The sequence below is a fragment of the Bacillus testis genome (assembly GCF_001243895.1).
GTDB lineage: Bacteria > Bacillota > Bacilli > Bacillales > DSM-1321 > Bacillus_AD > Bacillus_AD testis.
This window is the reverse complement of record NZ_LN851186.1, coordinates 2,923,941-2,943,989: the sequence shown is the minus strand read 5'-3', so window position 1 is coordinate 2,943,989 and position 20,049 is coordinate 2,923,941. Positions and strand designations below refer to the sequence as shown.

The 20,049-nt window shown below is 43.4% G+C and carries 21 protein-coding genes; 17 read left to right on the top strand and 4 right to left on the bottom strand.

The window, feature by feature from the left end; translation table 11 throughout:
- Nucleotide 1 precedes the first annotated feature (1 nt).
- From yhbY to BN1765_RS14695, 5 genes are read left to right on the top strand one after another with little or no spacing between them, the layout of a single operon-like run.
- Nucleotides 2–301, top strand: coding sequence for a ribosome assembly RNA-binding protein YhbY (yhbY, locus tag BN1765_RS14715; RefSeq protein ID WP_050615842.1), 300 nt, complete (start codon nucleotides 2–4; stop codon nucleotides 299–301).
- Nucleotides 298–867 carry a nicotinate-nucleotide adenylyltransferase gene (locus tag BN1765_RS14710; RefSeq protein WP_050615841.1) on the top strand — a complete coding sequence of 190 codons (570 nt, stop codon included), beginning with the start codon at nucleotides 298–300 and terminating at the stop codon, nucleotides 865–867. The genes yhbY and BN1765_RS14710 overlap by 4 nt, the downstream gene beginning before the upstream one ends.
- Nucleotides 857–1,423, top strand: coding sequence for a bis(5'-nucleosyl)-tetraphosphatase (symmetrical) YqeK (gene yqeK / locus BN1765_RS14705; RefSeq protein ID WP_050615840.1), 567 nt, complete (start codon nucleotides 857–859; stop codon nucleotides 1,421–1,423). The genes BN1765_RS14710 and yqeK overlap by 11 nt, the downstream gene beginning before the upstream one ends.
- A 26-nt stretch (nucleotides 1,424–1,449) precedes the next feature.
- The gene (gene rsfS / locus BN1765_RS14700) at nucleotides 1,450–1,785 is read left to right on the top strand and encodes a ribosome silencing factor (RefSeq protein ID WP_050616798.1); all 336 of its coding nucleotides are present in this window, start codon (nucleotides 1,450–1,452) and stop codon (nucleotides 1,783–1,785) included.
- On the top strand, nucleotides 1,782–2,525 hold the full coding sequence (locus BN1765_RS14695) for a class I SAM-dependent DNA methyltransferase (RefSeq protein ID WP_050615839.1): 744 nt from the start codon (nucleotides 1,782–1,784) through the stop codon (nucleotides 2,523–2,525). The genes rsfS and BN1765_RS14695 overlap by 4 nt, the downstream gene beginning before the upstream one ends.
- A gap of 450 nt (nucleotides 2,526–2,975) precedes the next feature.
- On the opposite strand, the gene comER is transcribed toward BN1765_RS14695, so the two are convergent.
- Nucleotides 2,976–3,803, bottom strand: a complete 828-nt coding sequence (gene comER, locus BN1765_RS14690; RefSeq protein WP_050615838.1) for a late competence protein ComER — start codon at nucleotides 3,801–3,803, stop codon at nucleotides 2,976–2,978.
- A 117-nt stretch (nucleotides 3,804–3,920) separates the two neighbouring features.
- On the opposite strand from comER, the gene BN1765_RS14685 reads away from it, so the two are divergent.
- The 3 genes from BN1765_RS14685 (at nucleotide 3,921) to BN1765_RS14675 (ending at nucleotide 7,533) form a co-directional block, all read left to right on the top strand.
- Nucleotides 3,921–4,574 carry a helix-hairpin-helix domain-containing protein gene (locus BN1765_RS14685; protein ID WP_050615837.1) on the top strand — a complete coding sequence of 218 codons (654 nt, stop codon included), beginning with the start codon at nucleotides 3,921–3,923 and terminating at the stop codon, nucleotides 4,572–4,574.
- Nucleotides 4,575–4,659: 85 nt separating this feature from the next.
- The gene (locus tag BN1765_RS14680) at nucleotides 4,660–5,217 is read left to right on the top strand and encodes a ComE operon protein 2 (protein ID WP_050615836.1); all 558 of its coding nucleotides are present in this window, start codon (nucleotides 4,660–4,662) and stop codon (nucleotides 5,215–5,217) included.
- 18 nt (nucleotides 5,218–5,235) lie between these two features.
- Nucleotides 5,236–7,533 (top strand): DNA internalization-related competence protein ComEC/Rec2, encoded by a 2,298-nt coding sequence (locus BN1765_RS14675; RefSeq protein WP_050615835.1) that lies wholly within the window; start codon nucleotides 5,236–5,238, stop codon nucleotides 7,531–7,533.
- A gap of 51 nt (nucleotides 7,534–7,584) precedes the next feature.
- On the opposite strand, the gene BN1765_RS14670 is transcribed toward BN1765_RS14675, so the two are convergent.
- Complete coding sequence (locus BN1765_RS14670) at nucleotides 7,585–7,776, bottom strand: hypothetical protein (protein WP_050615834.1); 192 nt, start codon at nucleotides 7,774–7,776, stop codon at nucleotides 7,585–7,587.
- 41 nt (nucleotides 7,777–7,817) lie between these two features.
- The gene (locus BN1765_RS19365) at nucleotides 7,818–7,952 is read right to left on the bottom strand and encodes a YqzM family protein (RefSeq protein WP_069203038.1); all 135 of its coding nucleotides are present in this window, start codon (nucleotides 7,950–7,952) and stop codon (nucleotides 7,818–7,820) included.
- A 331-nt stretch (nucleotides 7,953–8,283) separates the two neighbouring features.
- On the opposite strand from BN1765_RS19365, the gene holA reads away from it, so the two are divergent.
- Entirely contained in the window at nucleotides 8,284–9,315 is a 1,032-nt protein-coding gene (gene holA, locus BN1765_RS14665; RefSeq protein WP_050615833.1) for a DNA polymerase III subunit delta, read from the top strand.
- A gap of 100 nt (nucleotides 9,316–9,415) precedes the next feature.
- Here the strand turns inward: holA and rpsT are convergent, their stop codons facing one another.
- Nucleotides 9,416–9,679: a 30S ribosomal protein S20 gene (gene rpsT / locus BN1765_RS14660; protein WP_050615832.1), complete on the bottom strand. Its 264-nt coding sequence runs from the start codon at nucleotides 9,677–9,679 to the stop codon at nucleotides 9,416–9,418.
- Between the two features lie 254 nt (nucleotides 9,680–9,933).
- Between rpsT and gpr the strand changes: the two genes are divergently transcribed.
- The 8 genes from gpr to dnaJ all read left to right on the top strand — a co-directional run bounded on the left by gpr (nucleotide 9,934) and on the right by dnaJ (nucleotide 20,038).
- Nucleotides 9,934–11,052, top strand: coding sequence for a GPR endopeptidase (gene gpr, locus BN1765_RS14655; RefSeq protein ID WP_050615831.1), 1,119 nt, complete (start codon nucleotides 9,934–9,936; stop codon nucleotides 11,050–11,052).
- Between the two features lie 210 nt (nucleotides 11,053–11,262).
- Entirely contained in the window at nucleotides 11,263–11,592 is a 330-nt protein-coding gene (locus BN1765_RS14650; RefSeq protein ID WP_050615830.1) for a DUF3679 domain-containing protein, read from the top strand.
- 310 nt (nucleotides 11,593–11,902) lie between these two features.
- Nucleotides 11,903–13,738 (top strand): translation elongation factor 4, encoded by a 1,836-nt coding sequence (lepA, locus tag BN1765_RS14645; RefSeq protein WP_050615829.1) that lies wholly within the window; start codon nucleotides 11,903–11,905, stop codon nucleotides 13,736–13,738.
- A gap of 146 nt (nucleotides 13,739–13,884) precedes the next feature.
- Nucleotides 13,885–15,027 (top strand): radical SAM family heme chaperone HemW, encoded by a 1,143-nt coding sequence (hemW, locus tag BN1765_RS14640; protein ID WP_050615828.1) that lies wholly within the window; start codon nucleotides 13,885–13,887, stop codon nucleotides 15,025–15,027.
- 87 nt (nucleotides 15,028–15,114) lie between these two features.
- Nucleotides 15,115–16,146, top strand: a complete 1,032-nt coding sequence (hrcA, locus tag BN1765_RS14635; RefSeq protein WP_050615827.1) for a heat-inducible transcriptional repressor HrcA — start codon at nucleotides 15,115–15,117, stop codon at nucleotides 16,144–16,146.
- A 98-nt stretch (nucleotides 16,147–16,244) separates the two neighbouring features.
- Nucleotides 16,245–16,847 carry a nucleotide exchange factor GrpE gene (gene grpE / locus BN1765_RS14630; protein ID WP_050615826.1) on the top strand — a complete coding sequence of 201 codons (603 nt, stop codon included), beginning with the start codon at nucleotides 16,245–16,247 and terminating at the stop codon, nucleotides 16,845–16,847.
- Between the two features lie 39 nt (nucleotides 16,848–16,886).
- Nucleotides 16,887–18,722 (top strand): molecular chaperone DnaK, encoded by a 1,836-nt coding sequence (dnaK, locus tag BN1765_RS14625; RefSeq protein ID WP_050615825.1) that lies wholly within the window; start codon nucleotides 16,887–16,889, stop codon nucleotides 18,720–18,722.
- 191 nt (nucleotides 18,723–18,913) lie between these two features.
- Complete coding sequence (gene dnaJ, locus BN1765_RS14620; RefSeq protein ID WP_050615824.1) at nucleotides 18,914–20,038, top strand: molecular chaperone DnaJ; 1,125 nt, start codon at nucleotides 18,914–18,916, stop codon at nucleotides 20,036–20,038.
- Nucleotides 20,039–20,049 lie beyond the last annotated feature (11 nt).

The window sequence follows — 20,049 nt, the reverse complement described above, 5'->3', positions numbered from 1 at the left end:
TATGTTAACAGGAAAACAAAAACGATTTTTACGCTCGACTGCTCACCATTTGAATCCGATTTTTCAAGTGGGCAAAGGTGGAGTGAACGAAAATATGATCGCGCAAATTTCTGATGCTTTGGAAGCGCGGGAATTATTGAAGGTAAGCATCCTGCAAAACTGCGATGTGGATAAAGACACAGTTGCAGAGGAGCTTGTCAAAGGAACAAAAGCTGAGTTGGTTCAGCTGATCGGGCATACGGTTGTTCTTTATAGAGAGTCCAAAGAAAACAAACAACTTGAATTGCCGGCAAAAAAATGAGAAGAGTAGGAATCCTGGGAGGGACATTCGACCCTCCCCATATTGGACACGTCATTCTGGCCAATGAAGTCCGATCTGCCCTGCAATTGGATGAAGTCCGTTTTATGCCCAATCATACTCCTCCCCATAAGAAGAAGACGGAGAGTATTTCTAATGATGAAAGACTGAAAATGCTGGAGCTGTCCATCGCCGGAGAACCGTATTTTAAATTGGAAAAAATCGAATTGCAGTCGCCGGGGCCTTCTTACACGTATAATACTATGAAACAATTAAAAGAGAAGGAACCAGATACAGAATTCTTTTTCATAATTGGATCCGATATGATTGAATATTTGCCGAAATGGTACCGCATCGAGGAGCTGGTGGAGCTGGTGACCTTTGTCGGTGTCAAAAGGCCGTCCTATAGCTCGGAAACGCCTTATCCGGTCATTCTGGTGGATACGCCCCAAATTTATTTATCATCTTCTATGATTAGAGATAAAGTGAAAAAGGGTAAATCAATTAAGTTTTTAGTCTTGCCGGCAGTACAACAGTATATCGAGGTGAACTCACTGTATGAATCGTGAAAAAGCCATGCAAATAGTGAAAGAACAATTGCCGGAAAAACGCTATCTCCATTCAGTAAGAGTGATGGAAACAGCGGTGCAATTGGCGGAAAGATTCCAAGATGATGCAAAAAAAGCAGAAATGGCAGGTATTTTTCATGATTATGCAAAATACCGTCCGCAGGAAGAATTGAAAAAGATCATTGAAGAGCAGAATATGCCTAAGGAGCTGTTGGATTTCCATTCGGAATTATGGCATGGGCCAGCCGGAGCATATCTTGTGGAGCAGGAAGCAGGAATCGCCGACAAAGACGTACTGTCGGCCATCACGTATCATACAACCGGCCGCCAGGGGATGACACAGCTTGAAAAAATTGTTTTTCTCGCAGATTATATAGAGCCGGGAAGACAGTTTCCCGGCTTGGATGAAGTGCGGGAAGCGGCGAAAGAAGATTTGGACGAGGCTGTTTTAATGGCATTGCGGAACACGATCTCTTTCTTAATGTCCAAACGGTCCACTATTTATCCTGATACATTCCATGCATACAATGATCTTGTTAAGAAAACGGAGGAATAAGTTTGTTAAAAGATAACGAATTATTGATGACAGCCGCAAAAGCAGCTGATGATAAAAGAGCAGAAGATATTATGGTTTTAGATATGCGCGGCATTTCGCTGGTAGCGGATTATTTCTTGATTTGCCACGGTAACTCAGATAAGCAAGTCCAAGCTATTGCCCGTGAGATGAAAGAAAAGGCCCAAGAAAAAGGGTTTGACGTAAAGCATCTTGAAGGTTTCGATGAAGCCAAATGGGTATTGGTTGACCTTGGCGATGTTGTTGCCCACATTTTCCACCGTGACGAAAGAAGCTATTACAACTTAGAACGCTTATGGGGAGATGCCCCGCTCGTTCCGATTCTTGAAGAGCTGGAACAATGAGCTATGAACGCTTTGCATCCGTCTATGATATATTGATGGAGGATGTCCCTTATGATCGGTGGATCGCTTTATTTGTAGAAGAGATGGGCAAAACGGGCATGGTTGGAAAAAAGGTCCTGGACGTTGCTTGTGGGACAGGCGAGTTCACGATTCGCCTGGCTCAAAGAGGCTTTGACGTATCAGGGGTCGATCTTTCAGAGGATATGCTGTCTATTGCCCGTGATAAAGCGGAGCAGCAAAAGTTGAACCTTCCCTTCTATCATCAGGACATGACGGAGCTTGATACTGGAGAAGTATATGATGGTGTAGTTATTTTTTGTGATTCTCTCAATTATTTGCGGAATGAAGAGGAAACGAAAAAAACATTTGCGGCAGTATATGAACATCTGCATGAAGGAGGACTCTTCCTGTTTGATGTACATAGCGTCTATAAGATCCATCAAATATTCGCTGATGCAACATTTGCCGACGCTGGCGAAGAGGTATCGTATATCTGGAATTCCTTTTTGGGTGAAGAACCCAATAGCATCGAACATGAACTGACCTTTTTCGTCGAAAACGATTCAGGGCTCTATGAGCGGTTCGAGGAAGACCATTACCAGCGGACTTATCCGGTTGAAGATTATCTCGGATGGCTGAAACAAGCCGGCTTCAGTATAAAGAGGCTAGTAGGGGATCTGGGCGATTCAGAGCCGGGCCCGACGAGCGAGCGGATCTTGTTCGTCGCCGTTAAAGAATAATCGGCGGACATCTATAGAAACAGGAAAATGTCAAATAGACTAAACGATGAAGAGGCTATATGTTCATTTGTATGAGCGTATAGCCTCTTTTTCTTATGCATATGGATGGGTTATAGAGCGATACCTTAAGGTTATCCATCGTATTTAGCTTATGACTCTGCCTCATGGCTTCTAATATATCTGGTGGAATATCTTCAATAGGATGGGTATGAAATTAATTGATCAATATCAAAGGTTTGGTGCCGAGCAATTGTTGTATGCGATTGAATCTAATGCGTAAATTCAATTTCTTTTTAACGAAAACAGGGGCATCAGTTCAAAACAAAAGGACCTAATAGATTATATTAGTCTATATAATATCTATTAGGTCCTAATGTATATATTATAAACCATTTTTTTGTCCTGTTTCTTCATGTTAAAAGAAGGAATAAGGCGGTTTATGTCGAATGACTAATCATCAAGATTGAATTGCTTTTCAATCTTGATGATCTCCTCTTGAAACTTGCTGTGTGTAGCCTTGAATAAGTCTTCGAACGTATTGCCTAGCTTCTCCTCCAGGACATTGATTCCTTCCCCTGTGATGCCTCCTTTTACGCATACTTTTTCCTGTAATGTCGGCAAGGAATAATAGCCGCCCTTTAATAAATCCCCGAAACCGATCAGCATCTTTTCTGTCAAAATCCCCGCTGTTTGTGCATCAACAGCTGTTACCTTTACAGCCGCATCGATAAAACGCTGGGCTAAAAAGCTGAAAAAAGCCGGACCGCAGGAAACAATGTCAGAAGCAACCCGGGTAATGCTGTTATCTATTTCGATTGTTTCGGAGATGGCCCCTGCAAGGTCTTTGACGGTTTTTTTCCATTCTGGTGTACTTGCGGCTCCGAAAGTAAGAAGCGATACCCCTGATAGGGCTGTGTTGGTGATGCTTGGAATCCATCTTGCGGTATGGCATGAGAGGATTGAATCCATCTGAGCAATGGATATAGGGCTGGTTATGCTAATGACGCCTTGATCCTCTGTTGACCACTTCTTTATTTCAAGAAACACAGGCAGCATCTCCCCTGGTTTCACACATACGAATATAACTTTGCTTGCGATGACAAGTTCCCGGATACTTTCAGAGATGATCACATCGGGATGCAGGTTTTGAAAGGCGGCAGCCTTATCATGAGTACGGTTTATAATGCAAAGGTCCTTTTCGGCAATGGCTTTTGACTGAAGCAATGCTTCCGCTAATATGGCCCCCATATTCCCAACCCCTATGACTCCTACTTTCATATACTCCTCCCCCTTTCTTGCCCATATATTCTTACCTTATGCCTTTAAGAGGGCTTATATGAATCAAGAGATGATTTTAAAAATAGGCAGACCATTTAAGAAAGGAGATGATGCCCATTGAAATCCAAGATTGATAAAAAAGTGCTGGTGGCTGCATCGTTAGTAATTGCTCTGATTGCAGGGGGATCATTTTGGTTTTTTGGCCAGCCTGAGCCGGATAGCGCGGCTGATCCTTGGAATAAGCAAGGGGAAATGCCCGTTCAGAAGCAAGAGGAAATACCCGTTCAGAAGCAAGAGGCAGTAGCAGCTGAGAAGGAAGCAATCAAGAAAGTGGATGTCAAAGGAGCGGTCAATTCCCCCGGTGTTTGCATTGCTGAAGGAGATGACAGAGTTCTAGATATTATCGCCAAGGCGGGTGGCTTCCGAAAAGATGCCGACCGCAACGGCGTTAATTTGGCGCAAAAGGTGGAAGACCAAATGTTGATTTACGTACCGGCAATCGGGGAAAATAACGTCGCTTCGAGTATTCAGGCAGGAGGGAACGAGGGAGCGAAGCCGGCCGGATCTGCGGAAGGCGAAGGGAAAATCAATATAAACAGCGCGGATGAAACAAAATTGCAGGAATTGACAGGCATTGGCCCTTCCAAGGCAAAAGCGATTATTCAATACAGAGAAGAGAAAGGAACATTTACATCGATTGAAGATTTGAAGAATGTGGCTGGCATAGGGGATAAAACCTTTGAGAAAATCAAAGACCAACTCAGCATCTAGATTGGGTGCCTACCTTTTTCGTTTGAAAGCATGTAAAATGGACAGGTGACCTTTCACAGAAGATCAGTACTAGAGGAGATCGATTATGGAACGAATTAGCTGGGATCAATATTTTATGGCGCAAAGCCATTTACTGGCTCTGCGGAGCACATGCACCCGCTTGACAGTAGGAGCGACAATTGTCCGGGATAACCGAATCATTGCAGGTGGCTATAATGGTTCAATTGCCGGAGGCGTCCATTGCATTGACCAGGGCTGCTACGTAATTGACAATCACTGCGTTAGAACCATTCATGCTGAAATGAATGCGCTGCTGCAGTGCGCCAAATTTGGCGTGCCTTCAGAAGGCGCCGAAATCTACGTCACTCATTTTCCGTGCCTGCAATGTTGTAAAAGCTTGATACAAGCTGGGATTAAAACCGTTTATTACGCACAGGATTATAAAAATCATCCGTATGCGCTGGAACTTTTCCAACAATCGGGCGTGAAGCTGAAAAAGGTTCCTTATGAGCCGTTTACTGTCGATCCTGCCGAGGCCGAGAAGAAGCAATTAGTGAACCGATTGTTGGAAACATTGAAAGAAAGCAATATCGATGAAGATTATCTCAATCGACTTCAAGAAGAAGCTGACAAGCTCTTTTGATAAAGAGGTGATTTATTGATGATCATGTATGTGGCCGCTGGAGCTATTTTAGGCGTAGCGGCCTTCTTTTTCCCCTCTCTCCCTCTTTGGGTAACAGCCCTTTTTCTCCTATTGGCTGTATGGGCGCCAAGAACAAAAGGTTTTCTTATTCTTTTATGTTCTTTTTATCTATTTCTTTCCTCTACGTATCTGCATGCTTATTTCCAAAAAACTTCCCTGGCGGAAGGAGAGGGAAATGTCAGCGTCCTGCTGACAGATCTTCCAGATATCGATGGCTACTCTTTCCAAACGGTAGCTCTCCTGGGAAAAGAAAAAGTAATACTGCGCTATCATTTCCGTTCAGAACAAGAAAAGAAAGAAATGCAAGCTGCCTATGCCCTTGGCCTCCAATGCAATATAAAGGGAACCTTGGAGGCCCCTGAAAAGAACCGCAACCAAAACGGCTTTAATTATCAATTTTATCTTCAAATGCAGGGGATTAATTGGATATTAAAAAGTGATGCTTTTCCGCTGCAATCATGTACACCCCATAAAAAAACCATTCCTCAACTCATTAAGAATATCCGTTTGCAGGGGCTTAAGCATATTGACGCTGTTTTTCCCGAAGAGTCCCGTGGATTTGCTGCAGCCCTTATTTTTGGCGAAAGCAGCTGGATTGACGACAATACCTATACTGCCTATCAAAGACTGTCCCTTGTCCATATTTTAGCGATATCTGGCATGCATGTGACCATTCTGTCGGCTGCTTTTTTCTATGTGGCCATCCGGTGCGGATTTGCACGGGAAACGGTGCAAATTCTGTTGATTGCTTTGATGCCCGTTTACGGCATCTTGGCAGGGGGAGCTCCTTCCGTGATGAGAGCATGTATTATGGTCATGTTATTTTTGCTGCTCTCTCTTTTAAAGGCCAGGTGGTCAGCGATTACTGTATTAGGAACGCTTTTCTTGATCTACGTCTTTGTCGACCCGTTTGCCATGGTGCAGGTGGGGTTTCAATTATCCTTTTTCATCACTTTTTCTCTGTTGATGAGCCATCTCCTTTTGCAATCTTTAAGAACCTCGTCAAAATGGGTGCAAACCTTCTTGGTCACGCTTATCTGCCAATTATCTTCTCTTCCTATTTTGCTTTATTATTTCCAAAGCCTCTCTTTGTGGGGATTTATTTGGAATATGGTTTATATCCCTCTCTATACGTTTTACCTGCTGCCTTTTACGTTTCTTGCTTTTTTTCTCTCTTTGCTACATGGCCCTTTTTTATCCCAGGTCCTTTTCCTTATCGAAAAAAGCTTTGTACTGAGTAATAAAGCAGCGTTATTCCTAAGTGAAGCCCCGCTTATTCAGATGGCATTCGCAAAACCCGGACGGCTGTTTATATTCGTACTGGCGGCTGCTATAGTTGCTCTGTTTATTGGCTGGGAAAAAAGGAAGTGGAAACAAGTCATGGCAAGCGGGGGCGCTGTCGCCTGTATGCTGTTCAGTTTGTATGGCAGCGTGCATATTTCTCCATGGGGAGAAATTACGGTGATTGATGTCGGGCAGGGGGACAGTATTTTGATTAAAAGGCCGCATGGCGATGGCGTTTACTTAATTGATACAGGTGGCATCCTGCCTTTTGGACAAGAGGCATGGCAGGAGAAAAGAAAGAGTTTTGAGCCTGGACGTGATCTCGTGGTTCCTTTCCTCAACAGCAAAGGCATCCGTAAACTGGATGCCTTGATTTTGACTCATGACGATGAAGACCATATCGGCGGGGCAAGAGCAGTGATAGAAGAACTGGATATAAAAGAAATTGTAATTGCGGAAGCATTGGCGGATAGGTTTATGGATAGTGATGCCTGGAAAGCGGCGACGAAAAAAAAGGTTCCGATAAGGCTTGTTCGGGACGGAGATGGTTGGAATAAAGGCAAGGATCTTTTTCAGGTATTGCATCCTGATGCGTACGAAGGCAATTCTAACGATACCTCGCTTGTCATTTGGGCAAAAATCAACGGAATTAGCTGGTTATTCACTGGGGATTTAGGCGAAAAGGGAGAGGAAGCTTTGCTCAAGCGTTATCCGGATTTGCAGGCGGATGTTTTGAAAGTGGGGCATCATGGCAGCAAAACATCTTCATCAGCCCATTTCCTCGATCGTATTGCCCCGAAAGCCGCCTGGATTTCTGCCGGCAAAAAGAATCGCTATGGCCATCCGCACGCCCAAGTCCTTGAACTTATAGAGAAAAGACATATACAAATTTACCGAAGTGATCTTCAGGGCTCTATAATGTATAAATACCGGCAAGGACATAAAGGAACCTTTTCTGTCATGCTGCCATAGAATATCCATGTAAAGAGAGGGACCCTGGAAGCTAATTTAACCATCCACGTTTCATTGGCTAAAGCTCTTGCTTGCAAACGAGAGTGGAAGCGGAGAAATGTAAACATAAGCAAAGTTGAAGGGGGATTCAGATTGGTTCAACGAATGGCTGGCCGAAATGATTTCTCCACCGAGCAACGCTTCATACTTATCATTAGTAACAGGATCCATCTTGCTTGGACTTGAATGGACTGGCGGAAACATAAAAAAACGACCTCCCAGGAGAGTGGAAGGTCTATGTACGATCAGGATCCGACGTACTGGATTACGGTGGCGATAATGAACATGGTGGCAAAGAAGCCGAAGGATACGATAAAGCCGACACCTGAATCTATAAGATCATTGCGTTTGGATTGGACGTCTTTTTCAAATGTATTCATTTCCCATTCCCTCCTTTTTCTTACTAAGTATAAGGGATTGTTCCAAAAAAATCCATATGGCAGCTGAGTGATTACCACTACTAGTAAGAGTTGTCACAAATAGTTTGTTATTAAAAGGCTACTCTATAAGTACAAGATGATAAACAGCAAAGAAGCGCACTACCGCAGAAAACATAAGCACCCGGGGGTTTATCGTTCTGCGTTCACATAGATGAAGGGGCTTAAAGCCCCTTTCCACTTCCTTTTTCTGATCAGCACGGCCGGTTTCTCTTGATAAAATGGACAATCATCGCTACGATTATGGTACTAAAGGTAAAAATGAGGCGATTTTGTGGTTTTAGATGTATGGAAACAAATAGCGAAGAAGCAATTTGCATCTTTGTATGTAATATATGGGCCGGAAAGTTTTATAAGCCAGGAAACAATTGTTAAGTTGAAAGAACATGCTTTGAATGGGGAGGAGCTGGAATTCAATGTCTCCTCTTTCGATATGGAAGAGACACCGGTACAATTGGCTGTTGAGGAAGCGGAAACTTTTCCGTTTATGGGTGAACGCAAGCTGATCCTGATACATAACCCGTTGTTTTTGACTGCTGAAAAAGGAAAAGAAAAGGTATCCCATAATCTTCAGGCATTGCTCGACTACGTGGACAACCCATCTCCTTTTTCTATTATGGTCATAGCTGCCCCCTATGAAAAATTGGACGAACGTAAAAAGATAACAAAAGAACTTAAACGGAAAGCGACTGTCATAGAAGCTAATCGGTTGAAGGAACAGGAATTGCATGCATGGGCAGTTCAACAGGCAAATTCTTTTGGTGTGGACATAGAAGATGAAGCTGTCCGTTCATTGATAGAAATATCAGGCCATAATCTTCTGCTGCTGTCCAATGAATTGCAAAAGATGGCGTTCTACGCTAAGGATGAAGGGGTTATTACGGTTCAGACAGTCGAAGCGCTTGCCTCCAAGTCACTCGAACAGACAGTATTGACATTAGTCGATTATATTATGAATCGGCGGGTCGGACAGGCTATTGAATTGTTGCAGGCTTTGCTTAGACAAAAAGAAGAACCTATCAAAATCCTTGCATTGATGGCTTCGCAAATTCGGATTATGTATGTATCGAAAGAGATGGCAGGAAAAGGGTATGGCCAGCAAAAAATCGCATCCTACCTAAAGGTCCATCCTTTCCGAGTGAAATTGGCAATTGATAAGGCGCGCGGATTTTCACAAATCGAATTAATGCGTGTCCTCAATACCATTGCAGACGCTGATTATAAAATGAAAACGGGCCAGATGGACAAGGCCTTGCTCCTTGAATTGATTATCCTTCAGATTGGCGGACAGACAAGGCAGAGGTAAACGGTAAACCACGGACATACAAAAAAGACCCCATCGTTAGAAGGGGTCTTTTGTCGTGCTTAGCTATGGCAGTAAAAAACGACCCTGAGGATCGTTTTTATTATGCGTTAAGGCTGTTTAGTCTTTTAGTTAAGCGAGACTTTTTGCGGGCAGCCGCGTTTTTATGGATAATTCCTTTAGAAGCAGCTTTGTCCAACTTTCTTACAGCTGCTAATAGAGCATCTTTTGAATTTTCATCATTGTTTGCAATTGCAGCTTCAGCGTTTTTTACAGCAGTACGCATAGAAGATTTAGCAGTAATGTTGTTAGCTCTTCTTAGCTCAGCAGTTTTAACACGTTTGATAGCAGATTTAATGTTTGGCATTCCGGTGTCACCTCCTATATCAGGAATCGAGATATATGAACTCGACATTTCAAATTCATTAGTTAAGCAACAAAAATCATTTTAACAGAGTGACTTTTATATTGCAATACTAATAATGATTGTACACCATGGATACCTCGAATGTAAAAGGATTTTTATCAATATTTGCTATAAATTATCGCCGTTTTTCGGATTAAATGTGAAAACTTGGAGAAAATAGGGCCATAAACATACATTAAACGGAGGAAAGAAAGATGAGTGAGCCATTAGATCTGAGCCATTACCAAGTACGCACCGATCTCGCGATTGAAGCAAAAGAATTGACAGAACAGAAAAAAACCGCCGCCGGTGAAAAAGACCAGTCAAATATAGAAGGCGTCATCATCAAAGAAAAAAATGTGGATGATATAAAAGTATCGCTGATACAAATCACTGAAGAGGGGGCCCGCCAAATCGGCAAAAAGGCCGGAACATATACGACGATTGAAGTGCAGGGTATCCGTTCGGGAGACAGTGAAACCCAGATGCGCGTCGAAAGGATTTTTGCGGATGAATTTGCATATTTTTTGGACGCTCTTGCTATTTCCAAGGATAGTTCTGTATTGGTTGTCGGCCTGGGCAATGAACATGTTACGCCGGACGCCCTCGGTCCATGGGTTGTAGAAAATTTGATCATAACCCGTCATTTGTTTTCGCTCCAACCTGAATCCGTCGGCGAGGGTTTCCGCTCTGTCGCAGCCATTACACCAGGAGTAATGGGAGTGACAGGTGTGGAAACAAGCGATATTATCGCCGGGGTCATCGATAAAGTGAAACCGGATTTTGTAATTGCTGTTGACGCATTGGCTGCGCGTTCGTTGGACCGGGTCAATGCCACCATTCAGATTTCCGATACCGGCATCCATCCAGGTTCGGGAGTCGGCAACAAGCGGAAAGAGCTGAGTTATCAAACACTCGGGATCCCGGTTCTGTCAATCGGCATTCCGACCGTTGTCGATGCAGTGACCATCACTGCCGATACCATCGATTATATATTGAAGCATTTTGGGAAAGAATTGAAAGAAGGAAATCGTCCGTCCCGCTCCCTTGCGCCGGCAGGCATGAATTTCGGCGAGAAGAAAGTGTTGACGGATGAAGATTTGCCGGGGAATGAAGAAAGGAAGGCGTTCCTTGGCATCGTCGGTACTTTATCGGATGAAGAAAAAAGGAAATTCATCCAAGAGGTGCTTTCGCCTCTTGGCCATAACCTCATGGTGACGCCAAAGGAAGTGGATGTTTTTGTGAAAGATATGGCTAATTTACTGGCGAACGGGCTGAATGCTGCGCTTCATGAAGCCGTTAGCCAAGATAACACCGGTTTTTACAGCCGTTAGCAGTAAGGGGCGTTTCTTTTAATCTGTTCTATCATCAGATGGGATTCTATCTTTCTGTTTCCGTTCATAGAATAGGTAATAGGATAAATGAACGGTGGGGCTTTCATTCCTAAACTGATCATTACTGTCGCTCAAACTCCAGCTTTTTCTGGGGAGCTGAAGTCTTGGCGCCAGTTAGAATCGACTTAACTTGAAAGGAGGGTGAAAAAGATGTTCCGTTTTTTTCTTACTTGCTTCTGCCTGCTTCTGCTTTTTTTCGTAGGTGTGGTTCTAGGTATGCAAAAAGCGAATACAGGTTTAGTCAATATGAGAGGATACGATGATCCGTCATTGCGACAGGCTGCCCAGATCAGAAATGAGGAAGGGGTTCTAAAGCCTGAACTGTTCGGTAAGCAGGTTGATTCCCACGATTTGGAAGATAAGAAGAAGAAACTTGAGGAAATGAAAGCTTTCAATGCTTTCTCATCCTTAGGCAAAAAAGCGACAGAGGGCACAAAGGAATTGACCACGCGGATCATCGACTTCATCGTTCCTGAATAAAGTGAAACTTTAATCGGCGGGGGATGCATGATCTCCCGCCGATTATAAGTTAAACCAGTCGGATTTTTACGGGCGCTTGATCTCCTGCTGACCCTTCTTTGTTTTCACTCCCGTGTTGAAGTGGAACATCAAGCGCCAGTTAGAATGGCATAAAAGATCGACAGACAGTCTTGCGGCTAGTGAGGCTGTTTTTATTTGGTTTAACCACCCTTTCTGGCCAGGGGCGCTTTTAACATTATATTGAAACTTGCTTTTTTCATTGCTATAATGAAAAATAGTGTATTTGTGTCGACTTACAGGAGTGAAATGAATGAATAGAGAAGAAAAATTAAAACGACAATCGAAAATCCGTAATTTCTCCATAATCGCCCATATTGATCATGGGAAATCTACATTAGCCGACCGTATCCTTGAAAAGACGAATGCCCTGGCCCAGCGTGAGATGAAAGCGCAGCTGTTGGATTCGATGGATCTTGAAAGAGAACGAGGCATTACCATCAAACTGAATTCGGTACAATTGAAATACAAAGCAGCAGACGGTGAAGAGTATATCTTCCACTTGATTGATACACCGGGACATGTCGATTTCACATATGAAGTTTCACGAAGCCTGGCAGCCTGTGAAGGGGCCGTGCTAGTAGTGGACGCCGCTCAAGGGATTGAGGCTCAGACGCTGGCAAACGTGTACTTGGCCCTTGATAATGACCTGGAAATCCTTCCGGTCATCAATAAGATCGACTTGCCGAGTGCTGACCCCGAAAGAGTCCGCAATGAAATTGAGGAAGTGATCGGCCTTGATGCCTCGGATGCTGTCCTTGCCTCTGCTAAGGCAGGAATCGGGATTGAAGATATTTTGGAGCAGGTTGTGCTGCAAGTGCCGCCTCCGGAGGGAGACCCGGATGCCCCGCTGAAGGCCTTGATTTTTGATTCCCTCTATGATGCCTATCGCGGAGTGGTCGCATATATCCGTGTAGTGGATGGAAGCATCAAGGCTGGCGACAAGATTAAGATGATGGCAACAGGGAAAGAATTCGAAGTAATCGAAGTGGGTGTGTTCACACCTAAGTCCACAATCGTGGATGAATTGAACGTCGGAGATGTCGGCTTCCTGACAGCTGCAATCAAAAATGTTGGGGATACACGCGTCGGGGATACCATTACCAATGCGAAAAATGGAGCAACCGAACCGCTTCCTGGATATCGTAAGCTGAATCCGATGGTTTATTGCGGATTGTATCCAATTGATTCAGCTCGTTTCAATGACCTTCGTGAAGCACTGGAGAAGTTGCAGCTGAACGATTCAGCTCTACAATTCGAGCCGGAAACATCACAGGCACTTGGATTTGGTTTCCGATGCGGATTCCTTGGATTGCTTCATATGGAGATTATTCAGGAGCGGATTGAACGTGAATTCAAAATCGATTTGATTACGACCGCACCGAGCGTTATCTATAATGTAAATCTGACGGACGGCGAGAAAGTGGTTGTCGATAACCCTACCAATATGCCTGACCCGCAGAAGATTGAGGCAGTGGAAGAACCGTATGTGAAAGCAACGATGATGGCGCCAAACGATTATGTTGGAGCTATTATGGAGCTATGCCAGCAAAAACGAGGCATTTTTATCGATATGCAGTACTTGGATGAGACAAGGGTAAGCATTGTTTATGAAATGCCTTTATCAGAAATCGTCTATGACTTTTTCGATCAATTGAAATCGTCTACCAAAGGATATGCCTCCTTTGACTATGAATTGATCGGCTATAAGCCGTCCAAGCTAGTTAAAATGGATATATTATTGAATGGTGAAACAGTCGATGCCTTGAGTTTTATCGTTCACAGGGATTTTGCCTACGAACGGGGCAAAGTGATTGTCGATAAACTGAGAGATCTAATTCCAAGACAACAATTCGAGGTTCCAATCCAGGCAGCCATCGGACAGAAAATCATTGCGCGTTCAACTATCAAGGCTATGCGTAAAAACGTTCTTGCCAAGTGTTACGGAGGGGATATCTCCCGTAAACGGAAATTGCTTGAAAAGCAAAAAGAAGGTAAGAAACGGATGAAGCAAGTCGGTTCTGTCGAAGTGCCGCAGGAAGCATTCATGGCTGTATTGAAGATGGATGATTCAGGTTCAAAAAAATAAGGTTAAAAGAAGGCCGGTAAGGAGAGTCCTTGACTGGCCTTTTTTTATGCATGGAATCATAGCGTGTTCCGGGAGGGCAGGCTTTACGTTTGTATACCGTTTTTGTTTTCGTTTAGACTTATAAAATGGAAAAAGGAGTTGGTTACATGATAAAAGGCGCTTATATTCATATTCCGTTCTGTGAACATATTTGTCATTATTGTGATTTTAATAAAATGTTTTTAAAGGGACAGCCTGTCGACGAGTATTTGGAGCTATTGAAAAAAGAGATGCAATTGACGCTTGCACAAGTTCCGACGCAAGCGCTCGATACCATTTATGTCGGAGGGGGGACACCCACTTCACTAAATGAAAAACAATTAGCCTATTTGTGCGAAAGTATTGAAGAAACCCTGCCTTTCAATCGATCCTCAGTTGAATATACATTTGAAGCAAACCCAGGCGATTTATCGCTCGAGAAGATGAAGGTACTGAAAGAGTATGGAGTAAACAGAATCTCATTCGGTGTCCAATCTTTCCAGGAAAAACTGCTGAAAGTAATTGGCCGCACCCACCAGGTAAGCGAGGTGTATGACTCCATCTCGAAAGCACGGAAAGCTTGTTTTGACAACATTACCATCGACTTGATGTATGGCTTGCCGCAACAAACAAAGGAAGATTTTAAAGAATCCCTGGATAAGGCCTTCGAATTAGAGTTGCCCCACTATTCCAGTTATTCACTGATCGTGGAGCCGAAGACAATTTTTTATAATCTGCTGCAAAAAGATGCCCTGCATTTGCCCACACAGGATACGGAAGCAGAAATGTACGAAATGTTGATGGATGAAATGGAGAAGCATGGGCATCATCAATACGAAATCAGTAATTTCGCCGTAAGTGGATATGAGAGCAAGCATAACCTAACTTATTGGAATAATGATTATTATTATGGGTTTGGAGCCGGGGCACATGGGTATATTGCAGGAGATAGAGTAGCCAATCACGGCCCTTTGAAAAAATACATGACACCTTTGGCGAACAATGAGCTTCCGCGGCTGGAAGTGCACTCTGTGCCGCTGAATGAACAAATGGAAGAAGAAATGTTCCTTGGGTTGAGAAAAGCGCAAGGGGTATCGGAACAAGTCTTTCTGGAACGATATGGAAGGGAGATGCAGGAGGTATTCCACGAACAGATCGATGACATGCTTCGGCGCGGATTAGTGCAGTTCCATAAAGGCTTTCTCCAACTGACAAGGGAAGGGAAATTGCTTGGCAATGAAGTCTTTCAATCGTTCATTGGAATCGGGTAAAACCGTTGACAATCGAAGTTCATTTTGATAACTTATTAAGTAGATTTAGCACTCGATGATTAAGAGTGCTAACAGAGGTGATCATACATGCTAACAGAACGACAATTGTTGATTCTCCAAGTTATTGTAGATGACTTTATCCAATCGGCACAGCCAGTTGGTTCCAGAAGCCTATCAAAAAAGAGTGAAATCACATTCAGCTCTGCAACAATCCGAAATGATATGGCTGACCTCGAGGAATTGGGCTTTATTGAGAAGACCCATACCTCTTCGGGCAGGGTCCCTTCTGAAAAAGGATATCGCTACTATGTCGATCATCTTTTGACACCTCAGTTGGTTCGAAGTGAGGAGTTGCAACGTATCAACAGCATATTTGCGGACCGGATAGATGAATTGGAGCAGCTCGTCCAAAAATCGGCCCAAATCCTGTCGGAAATCACCAACTACACAGCGATTGTCTTGGGACCGAAAGTACTGGATACCAAGCTGAAAAAAATATCCCTTGTCCCGTTGAATAAAGAAACAGCTGTTGCTTTAATCGTTACAGATTCAGGACATGTAGAGAATAAATTGATTGCCCTGCCGCCGCATATAGATGGCAGCCAGATCGAGAAGATTGTGAATATCTTGAACGATCAACTAGTCGGCGTACCAATCGTCGAATTGACAAATAAAATTAAGAATGAAGTAGCCCGACTATTCGCTAAGCATGTGAATGAGTATGACCATATATTAAGATTGCTGGACAAAGCATTGAGCATCGCCCCCGAAGAGAAAATTTTCTTTGGCGGAAAAACGAATATGCTGAGCCAGCCGGAATTCCACGACATCGAGAAAGTCCGTATGCTCATGGGAATGATCGAACATGAGAAAGAACTGTATCGGTTGCTTGTAGAAAACCCGGCAGGCATCTCCGTAAAAATAGGCAGTGAAAATAAAGCCCCTGCCATGGAGAATTGCAGTTTGATTACAGCGACTTATTCCATTGCGAATAGCCAAGTGGGAAGCGTTGCGATCCTGGGGCCGACTCGAATGAATTATTCTCATGTCATTTCATTGCTTGAGTCGTTTTCACGCGATTTTTCCACGGCTCTGACTAAGTTGTATCAAAAAGAATAGAAGTGGAGATATTGATTAAAGGGTGAGCAATCACCCCTCTACATCTGTTCATTTTATATCTATATAGACTTTTTAAGTGTTATAGGGAGGTGAGCACCATGTCAAAAGAAAAGAAAGAAAAGCTTCAAGAAGAAACAGCTGACAATGGGCAGGTCGAAGAAATCTTTGCTGAAGGCGAAGAAAAAAATGTTGATAACGAAACTGAGCAGCCTGTTGATCAGGAAACACTGCAACAACAGTTGGATGAAGCGAATAAAACTATTAAAGAATTGACAGCTAAGGCTGAAGAAATGGAAAATCGTTATCTTCGCCTGCAGGCTGATTTTGATAACGCCAGAAGAAGGGCGAAACTTGACTTGGAAGCAGCTCGAAAATATCGTGTCCAAAGCCTTGCGGCAGAATTGCTGCAATCATTGGATAATTTCGAACGGGCTTTATCTGTCCAAACAGCTAATGAGGAAGCAGCCAGCATTCTTCAAGGCCTCGATATGGTATATAGAGGAATTGTCAATGCCTTGAAGCAAGAGGGCGTTGAACCTATTGAAGCTGTCGGCAAAGAATTTGATCCGAACCTTCATCAGGCAGTCATGCAGGTGAATGAAGAGGATGCTGCCCCGAATACAGTAGTTGAAGAACTGCAAAAAGGGTATATGCTGAAAGACAGGGTCCTAAGACCATCCATGGTTAAAGTAAACCAATAAAAGAAGAACTACATATTTTTAATGGGAGGTAAATAAAAAATGAGTAAAATCATCGGTATTGACTTAGGTACAACTAACTCATGCGTGTCAGTTTTGGAAGGCGGAGAAGCGAAAGTTATCCCAAATCCGGAAGGTAACCGTACAACTCCTTCTGTGGTTGCGTTCAAAAATGGAGAAAGACAAGTAGGGGAAGTGGCTAAACGCCAGGCAATCACAAACCCAAACACGATTTCTTCTATCAAACGCCATATGGGTACAGATTACAAAGTAAATATTGAGGGCAAAGACTATTCACCTCAAGAAATTTCGGCCATCATCTTACAGCACCTTAAAGGATATGCAGAAGAATATCTTGGCGAAAAAGTATCTAAAGCTGTTATCACTGTACCAGCTTACTTCAATGATGCTGAACGCCAAGCTACTAAAGATGCTGGACAAATCGCTGGATTGGAAGTAGAACGGATCATCAACGAACCGACTGCAGCTGCATTGGCATACGGTATGGACAAAACAGATGAAGACCAAACAATCCTAGTATTCGACCTTGGCGGCGGTACATTCGACGTATCCATCCTTGAGTTGGGCGACGGCGTGTTCGAAGTAAAAGCGACAGCCGGAGATAACCGCCTTGGCGGTGATGACTTCGATAAAGTCATCATTGATTACTTGGTAGAACAATTCAAAAAAGAAAATGGCATTGACCTTTCAAAAGATAAAATGGCGCTTCAACGTTTGAAAGATGCGGCTGAAAAAGCGAAGAAAGACCTATCTGGCGTAACTTCAACTCAAATCTCACTACCATTCATCACTGCTGGTGAAGCTGGTCCGTTGCATTTGGAAGTTAATTTATCCAGAGCTAAATTTGAAGAACTGTCTCAAGGCTTAATCGAACGTACAATGGGACCTGTTCGCCAAGCTCTTAAAGACGCTGGCTTAAGCACATCTGAACTTGATAAGATCATCCTTGTCGGTGGTTCAACACGTATTCCTGCTGTACAGGAAGCTGTTCGCAAGGAAACAGGCCAAGAACCTCATAAAGGTGTAAACCCTGATGAAGTGGTTGCGATGGGAGCGGCTATCCAAGGCGGCGTGTTGACAGGGGACGTGAAAGATGTTGTCCTTCTTGACGTAACACCTTTATCACTTGGTATTGAAACAATGGGCGGTGTATTCACTAAATTGATCGACCGCAATACAACAATCCCAACAAGTCAATCGCAAGTATTCTCTACTGCTGCAGACAACCAAACAGCGGTTGATATCCATGTTCTTCAAGGGGAGCGCCAAATGGCTGCGGATAACAAGACATTGGGCCGTTTCCAATTAACTGATATTCCGCCTGCACCACGAGGCATTCCGCAAATTGAAGTATCATTTGATATCGATAAAAACGGTATTGTAAACGTTCGTGCGAAAGATTTGGGCACTAATAAAGAACAAGCTATTACAATTAAATCTTCTTCAGGTCTTTCAGACGAAGAGATCGACCGTATGGTTCGTGAAGCAGAAGAAAATGCCGAAGCCGATAAGAAACGCAAGGAAGAAGTTGACCTTCGCAACGAAGCGGATCAATTGGTTTTCGCAACTGAAAAAACATTGAAAGAGCTAGAAGGCAAAGTAGATGCTTCAGAAGTGGAAAAAGCAAACGAAGCCAAAGAAGCACTTAAAGAAGCAATCGAGAAAAACGAACTGGAAGAAATCCGTACAAAGAAAGATGCATTGAACGAGATTGTACAGAACTTGACAGTGAAATTGTATGAAGAAGCTGCTAAAGCTCAACAAGCGGCACAAGGTGCAGACGGCCAACCTCAAAATGAGGATGACAATGTAGTCGATGCTGAGTTCACTGAAGTGGACGACAAAGATAAAAAATAATCTGCATTGCTAAGAACAAAATAGAGAGAACAGAAAAAAGTCAAAGTCATGATAAGGGGCTTTGACTTTTTTCAAGTTCTTATTGATTGGCAATAGTCCGGGGAAGATAGGCGGATTGCAATTCATATTGCAACCCGTAAGGACAAAATGATAAAATAACATTTATGTGAAGAAGCGGGAGTTGAAAGCTTATGAGTAAAAGAGACTATTATGAAGTGTTGGGCGTCAGCAAAACAGCTTCTAAAGATGAGATAAAAAAAGCATATCGTAAACTTTCTAAAAAATACCATCCGGATATTAATAAGGCGGAAGATGCTGCAGATAAATTCAAAGAAATCAAGGAAGCTTATGAAGTATTGAGCGATGATCAGAAGAGAGCGCAATATGATCAATTCGGCCATACGGATCCAAACCAAGGTTTTGGCGGCGGCGGTTTCAGCGGCGGCGGCTTTGGCGGTTTTGAAGATATCTTCAGTACATTCTTTGGCGGCGGTGGAGGAAGAAGACGTGATCCGAACGCGCCTCGCCAAGGAGCCGACCTTCAATACACAATGTCCATTTCCTTTGAGGATGCGGTATTCGGCAAAGAGACAACGATTGAAATCCCGCGGGAGGAAGAATGCGATACATGCCATGGTACCGGTGCGAAACCTGGTACGAAGGCTGAAACATGTTCTTACTGTAACGGAAGCGGAGAAATCAATATCGAGCAAAATACGCCATTTGGCCGCATCGTAAATAGAACTACATGTAAACATTGCCACGGAACAGGTAAAATCATTCCAAATAAATGTTCTACATGCGGCGGTACAGGCAAAGTGAAGAAAAGAAAAAAAATCTCCATTAAAGTGCCGGCCGGTATCGATGATGGTCAGCAATTGCGCGTCTCAGGTCAAGGAGAACCAGGTATCAATGGCGGTCCGGCAGGGGATTTATTCGTTGTATTCCATGTGAAAACACATGAATTCTTTGAACGTGACGGCGACGATATCTATTGTGAGGTGCCGTTGACATTTGTTCAGGCTGCGCTTGGCGATGAAATCGAAGTACCTACATTACATGGGAAGGTATCTTTGAAAATTCCTGCAGGCACTCAAACCGGCACAAGATTCCGTTTGAGAGGAAAAGGGGTTCCGAACGTAAGAGGTTATGGCCAAGGGGACCAGCATGTCATTGTCAAATTGGTAACACCGAAAAAATTGACCGACAAACAAAAACAACTGCTTCGTGAATATGCCGAACTTAGCGGAGAAGCATATGACGAACAGGAAGACGGCTTTTTTGCTAAAATGAAGCGTGCCTTCAAAGGAGAATAAACAAACAGGAG

Bases quoted from the DNA above. Each gene is read 5' to 3' on its own strand.
- dnaK (WP_050615825.1), top strand. From the start codon at position 16,887: ATGAGTAAAATCATCGGTATTGACTTAGGTACAACTAACTCATGCGTG.
- rsfS (WP_050616798.1), top strand. From the start codon at position 1,450: ATGACAGCCGCAAAAGCAGCTGATGATAAAAGAGCAGAAGATATTATG.
- dnaJ (WP_050615824.1), top strand. From the start codon at position 18,914: ATGAGTAAAAGAGACTATTATGAAGTGTTGGGCGTCAGCAAAACAGCT.
- hemW (WP_050615828.1), top strand. From the start codon at position 13,885: ATGATAAAAGGCGCTTATATTCATATTCCGTTCTGTGAACATATTTGT.
- BN1765_RS14680 (WP_050615836.1), top strand. From the start codon at position 4,660: ATGGAACGAATTAGCTGGGATCAATATTTTATGGCGCAAAGCCATTTA.
- lepA (WP_050615829.1), top strand. From the start codon at position 11,903: ATGAATAGAGAAGAAAAATTAAAACGACAATCGAAAATCCGTAATTTC.
- yhbY (WP_050615842.1), top strand. From the start codon at position 2: ATGTTAACAGGAAAACAAAAACGATTTTTACGCTCGACTGCTCACCAT.
- BN1765_RS19365 (WP_069203038.1), bottom strand. From the start codon at position 7,952: ATGAATACATTTGAAAAAGACGTCCAATCCAAACGCAATGATCTTATA.
- hrcA (WP_050615827.1), top strand. From the start codon at position 15,115: ATGCTAACAGAACGACAATTGTTGATTCTCCAAGTTATTGTAGATGAC.
- BN1765_RS14695 (WP_050615839.1), top strand. From the start codon at position 1,782: ATGAGCTATGAACGCTTTGCATCCGTCTATGATATATTGATGGAGGAT.
- rpsT (WP_050615832.1), bottom strand. From the start codon at position 9,679: ATGCCAAACATTAAATCTGCTATCAAACGTGTTAAAACTGCTGAGCTA.
- comER (WP_050615838.1), bottom strand. From the start codon at position 3,803: ATGAAAGTAGGAGTCATAGGGGTTGGGAATATGGGGGCCATATTAGCG.
- BN1765_RS14650 (WP_050615830.1), top strand. From the start codon at position 11,263: ATGTTCCGTTTTTTTCTTACTTGCTTCTGCCTGCTTCTGCTTTTTTTC.
- BN1765_RS14710 (WP_050615841.1), top strand. From the start codon at position 298: ATGAGAAGAGTAGGAATCCTGGGAGGGACATTCGACCCTCCCCATATT.
- gpr (WP_050615831.1), top strand. From the start codon at position 9,934: ATGAGTGAGCCATTAGATCTGAGCCATTACCAAGTACGCACCGATCTC.
- grpE (WP_050615826.1), top strand. From the start codon at position 16,245: ATGTCAAAAGAAAAGAAAGAAAAGCTTCAAGAAGAAACAGCTGACAAT.
- BN1765_RS14670 (WP_050615834.1), bottom strand. From the start codon at position 7,776: ATGTTTCCGCCAGTCCATTCAAGTCCAAGCAAGATGGATCCTGTTACT.
- yqeK (WP_050615840.1), top strand. From the start codon at position 857: ATGAATCGTGAAAAAGCCATGCAAATAGTGAAAGAACAATTGCCGGAA.
- BN1765_RS14675 (WP_050615835.1), top strand. From the start codon at position 5,236: ATGATCATGTATGTGGCCGCTGGAGCTATTTTAGGCGTAGCGGCCTTC.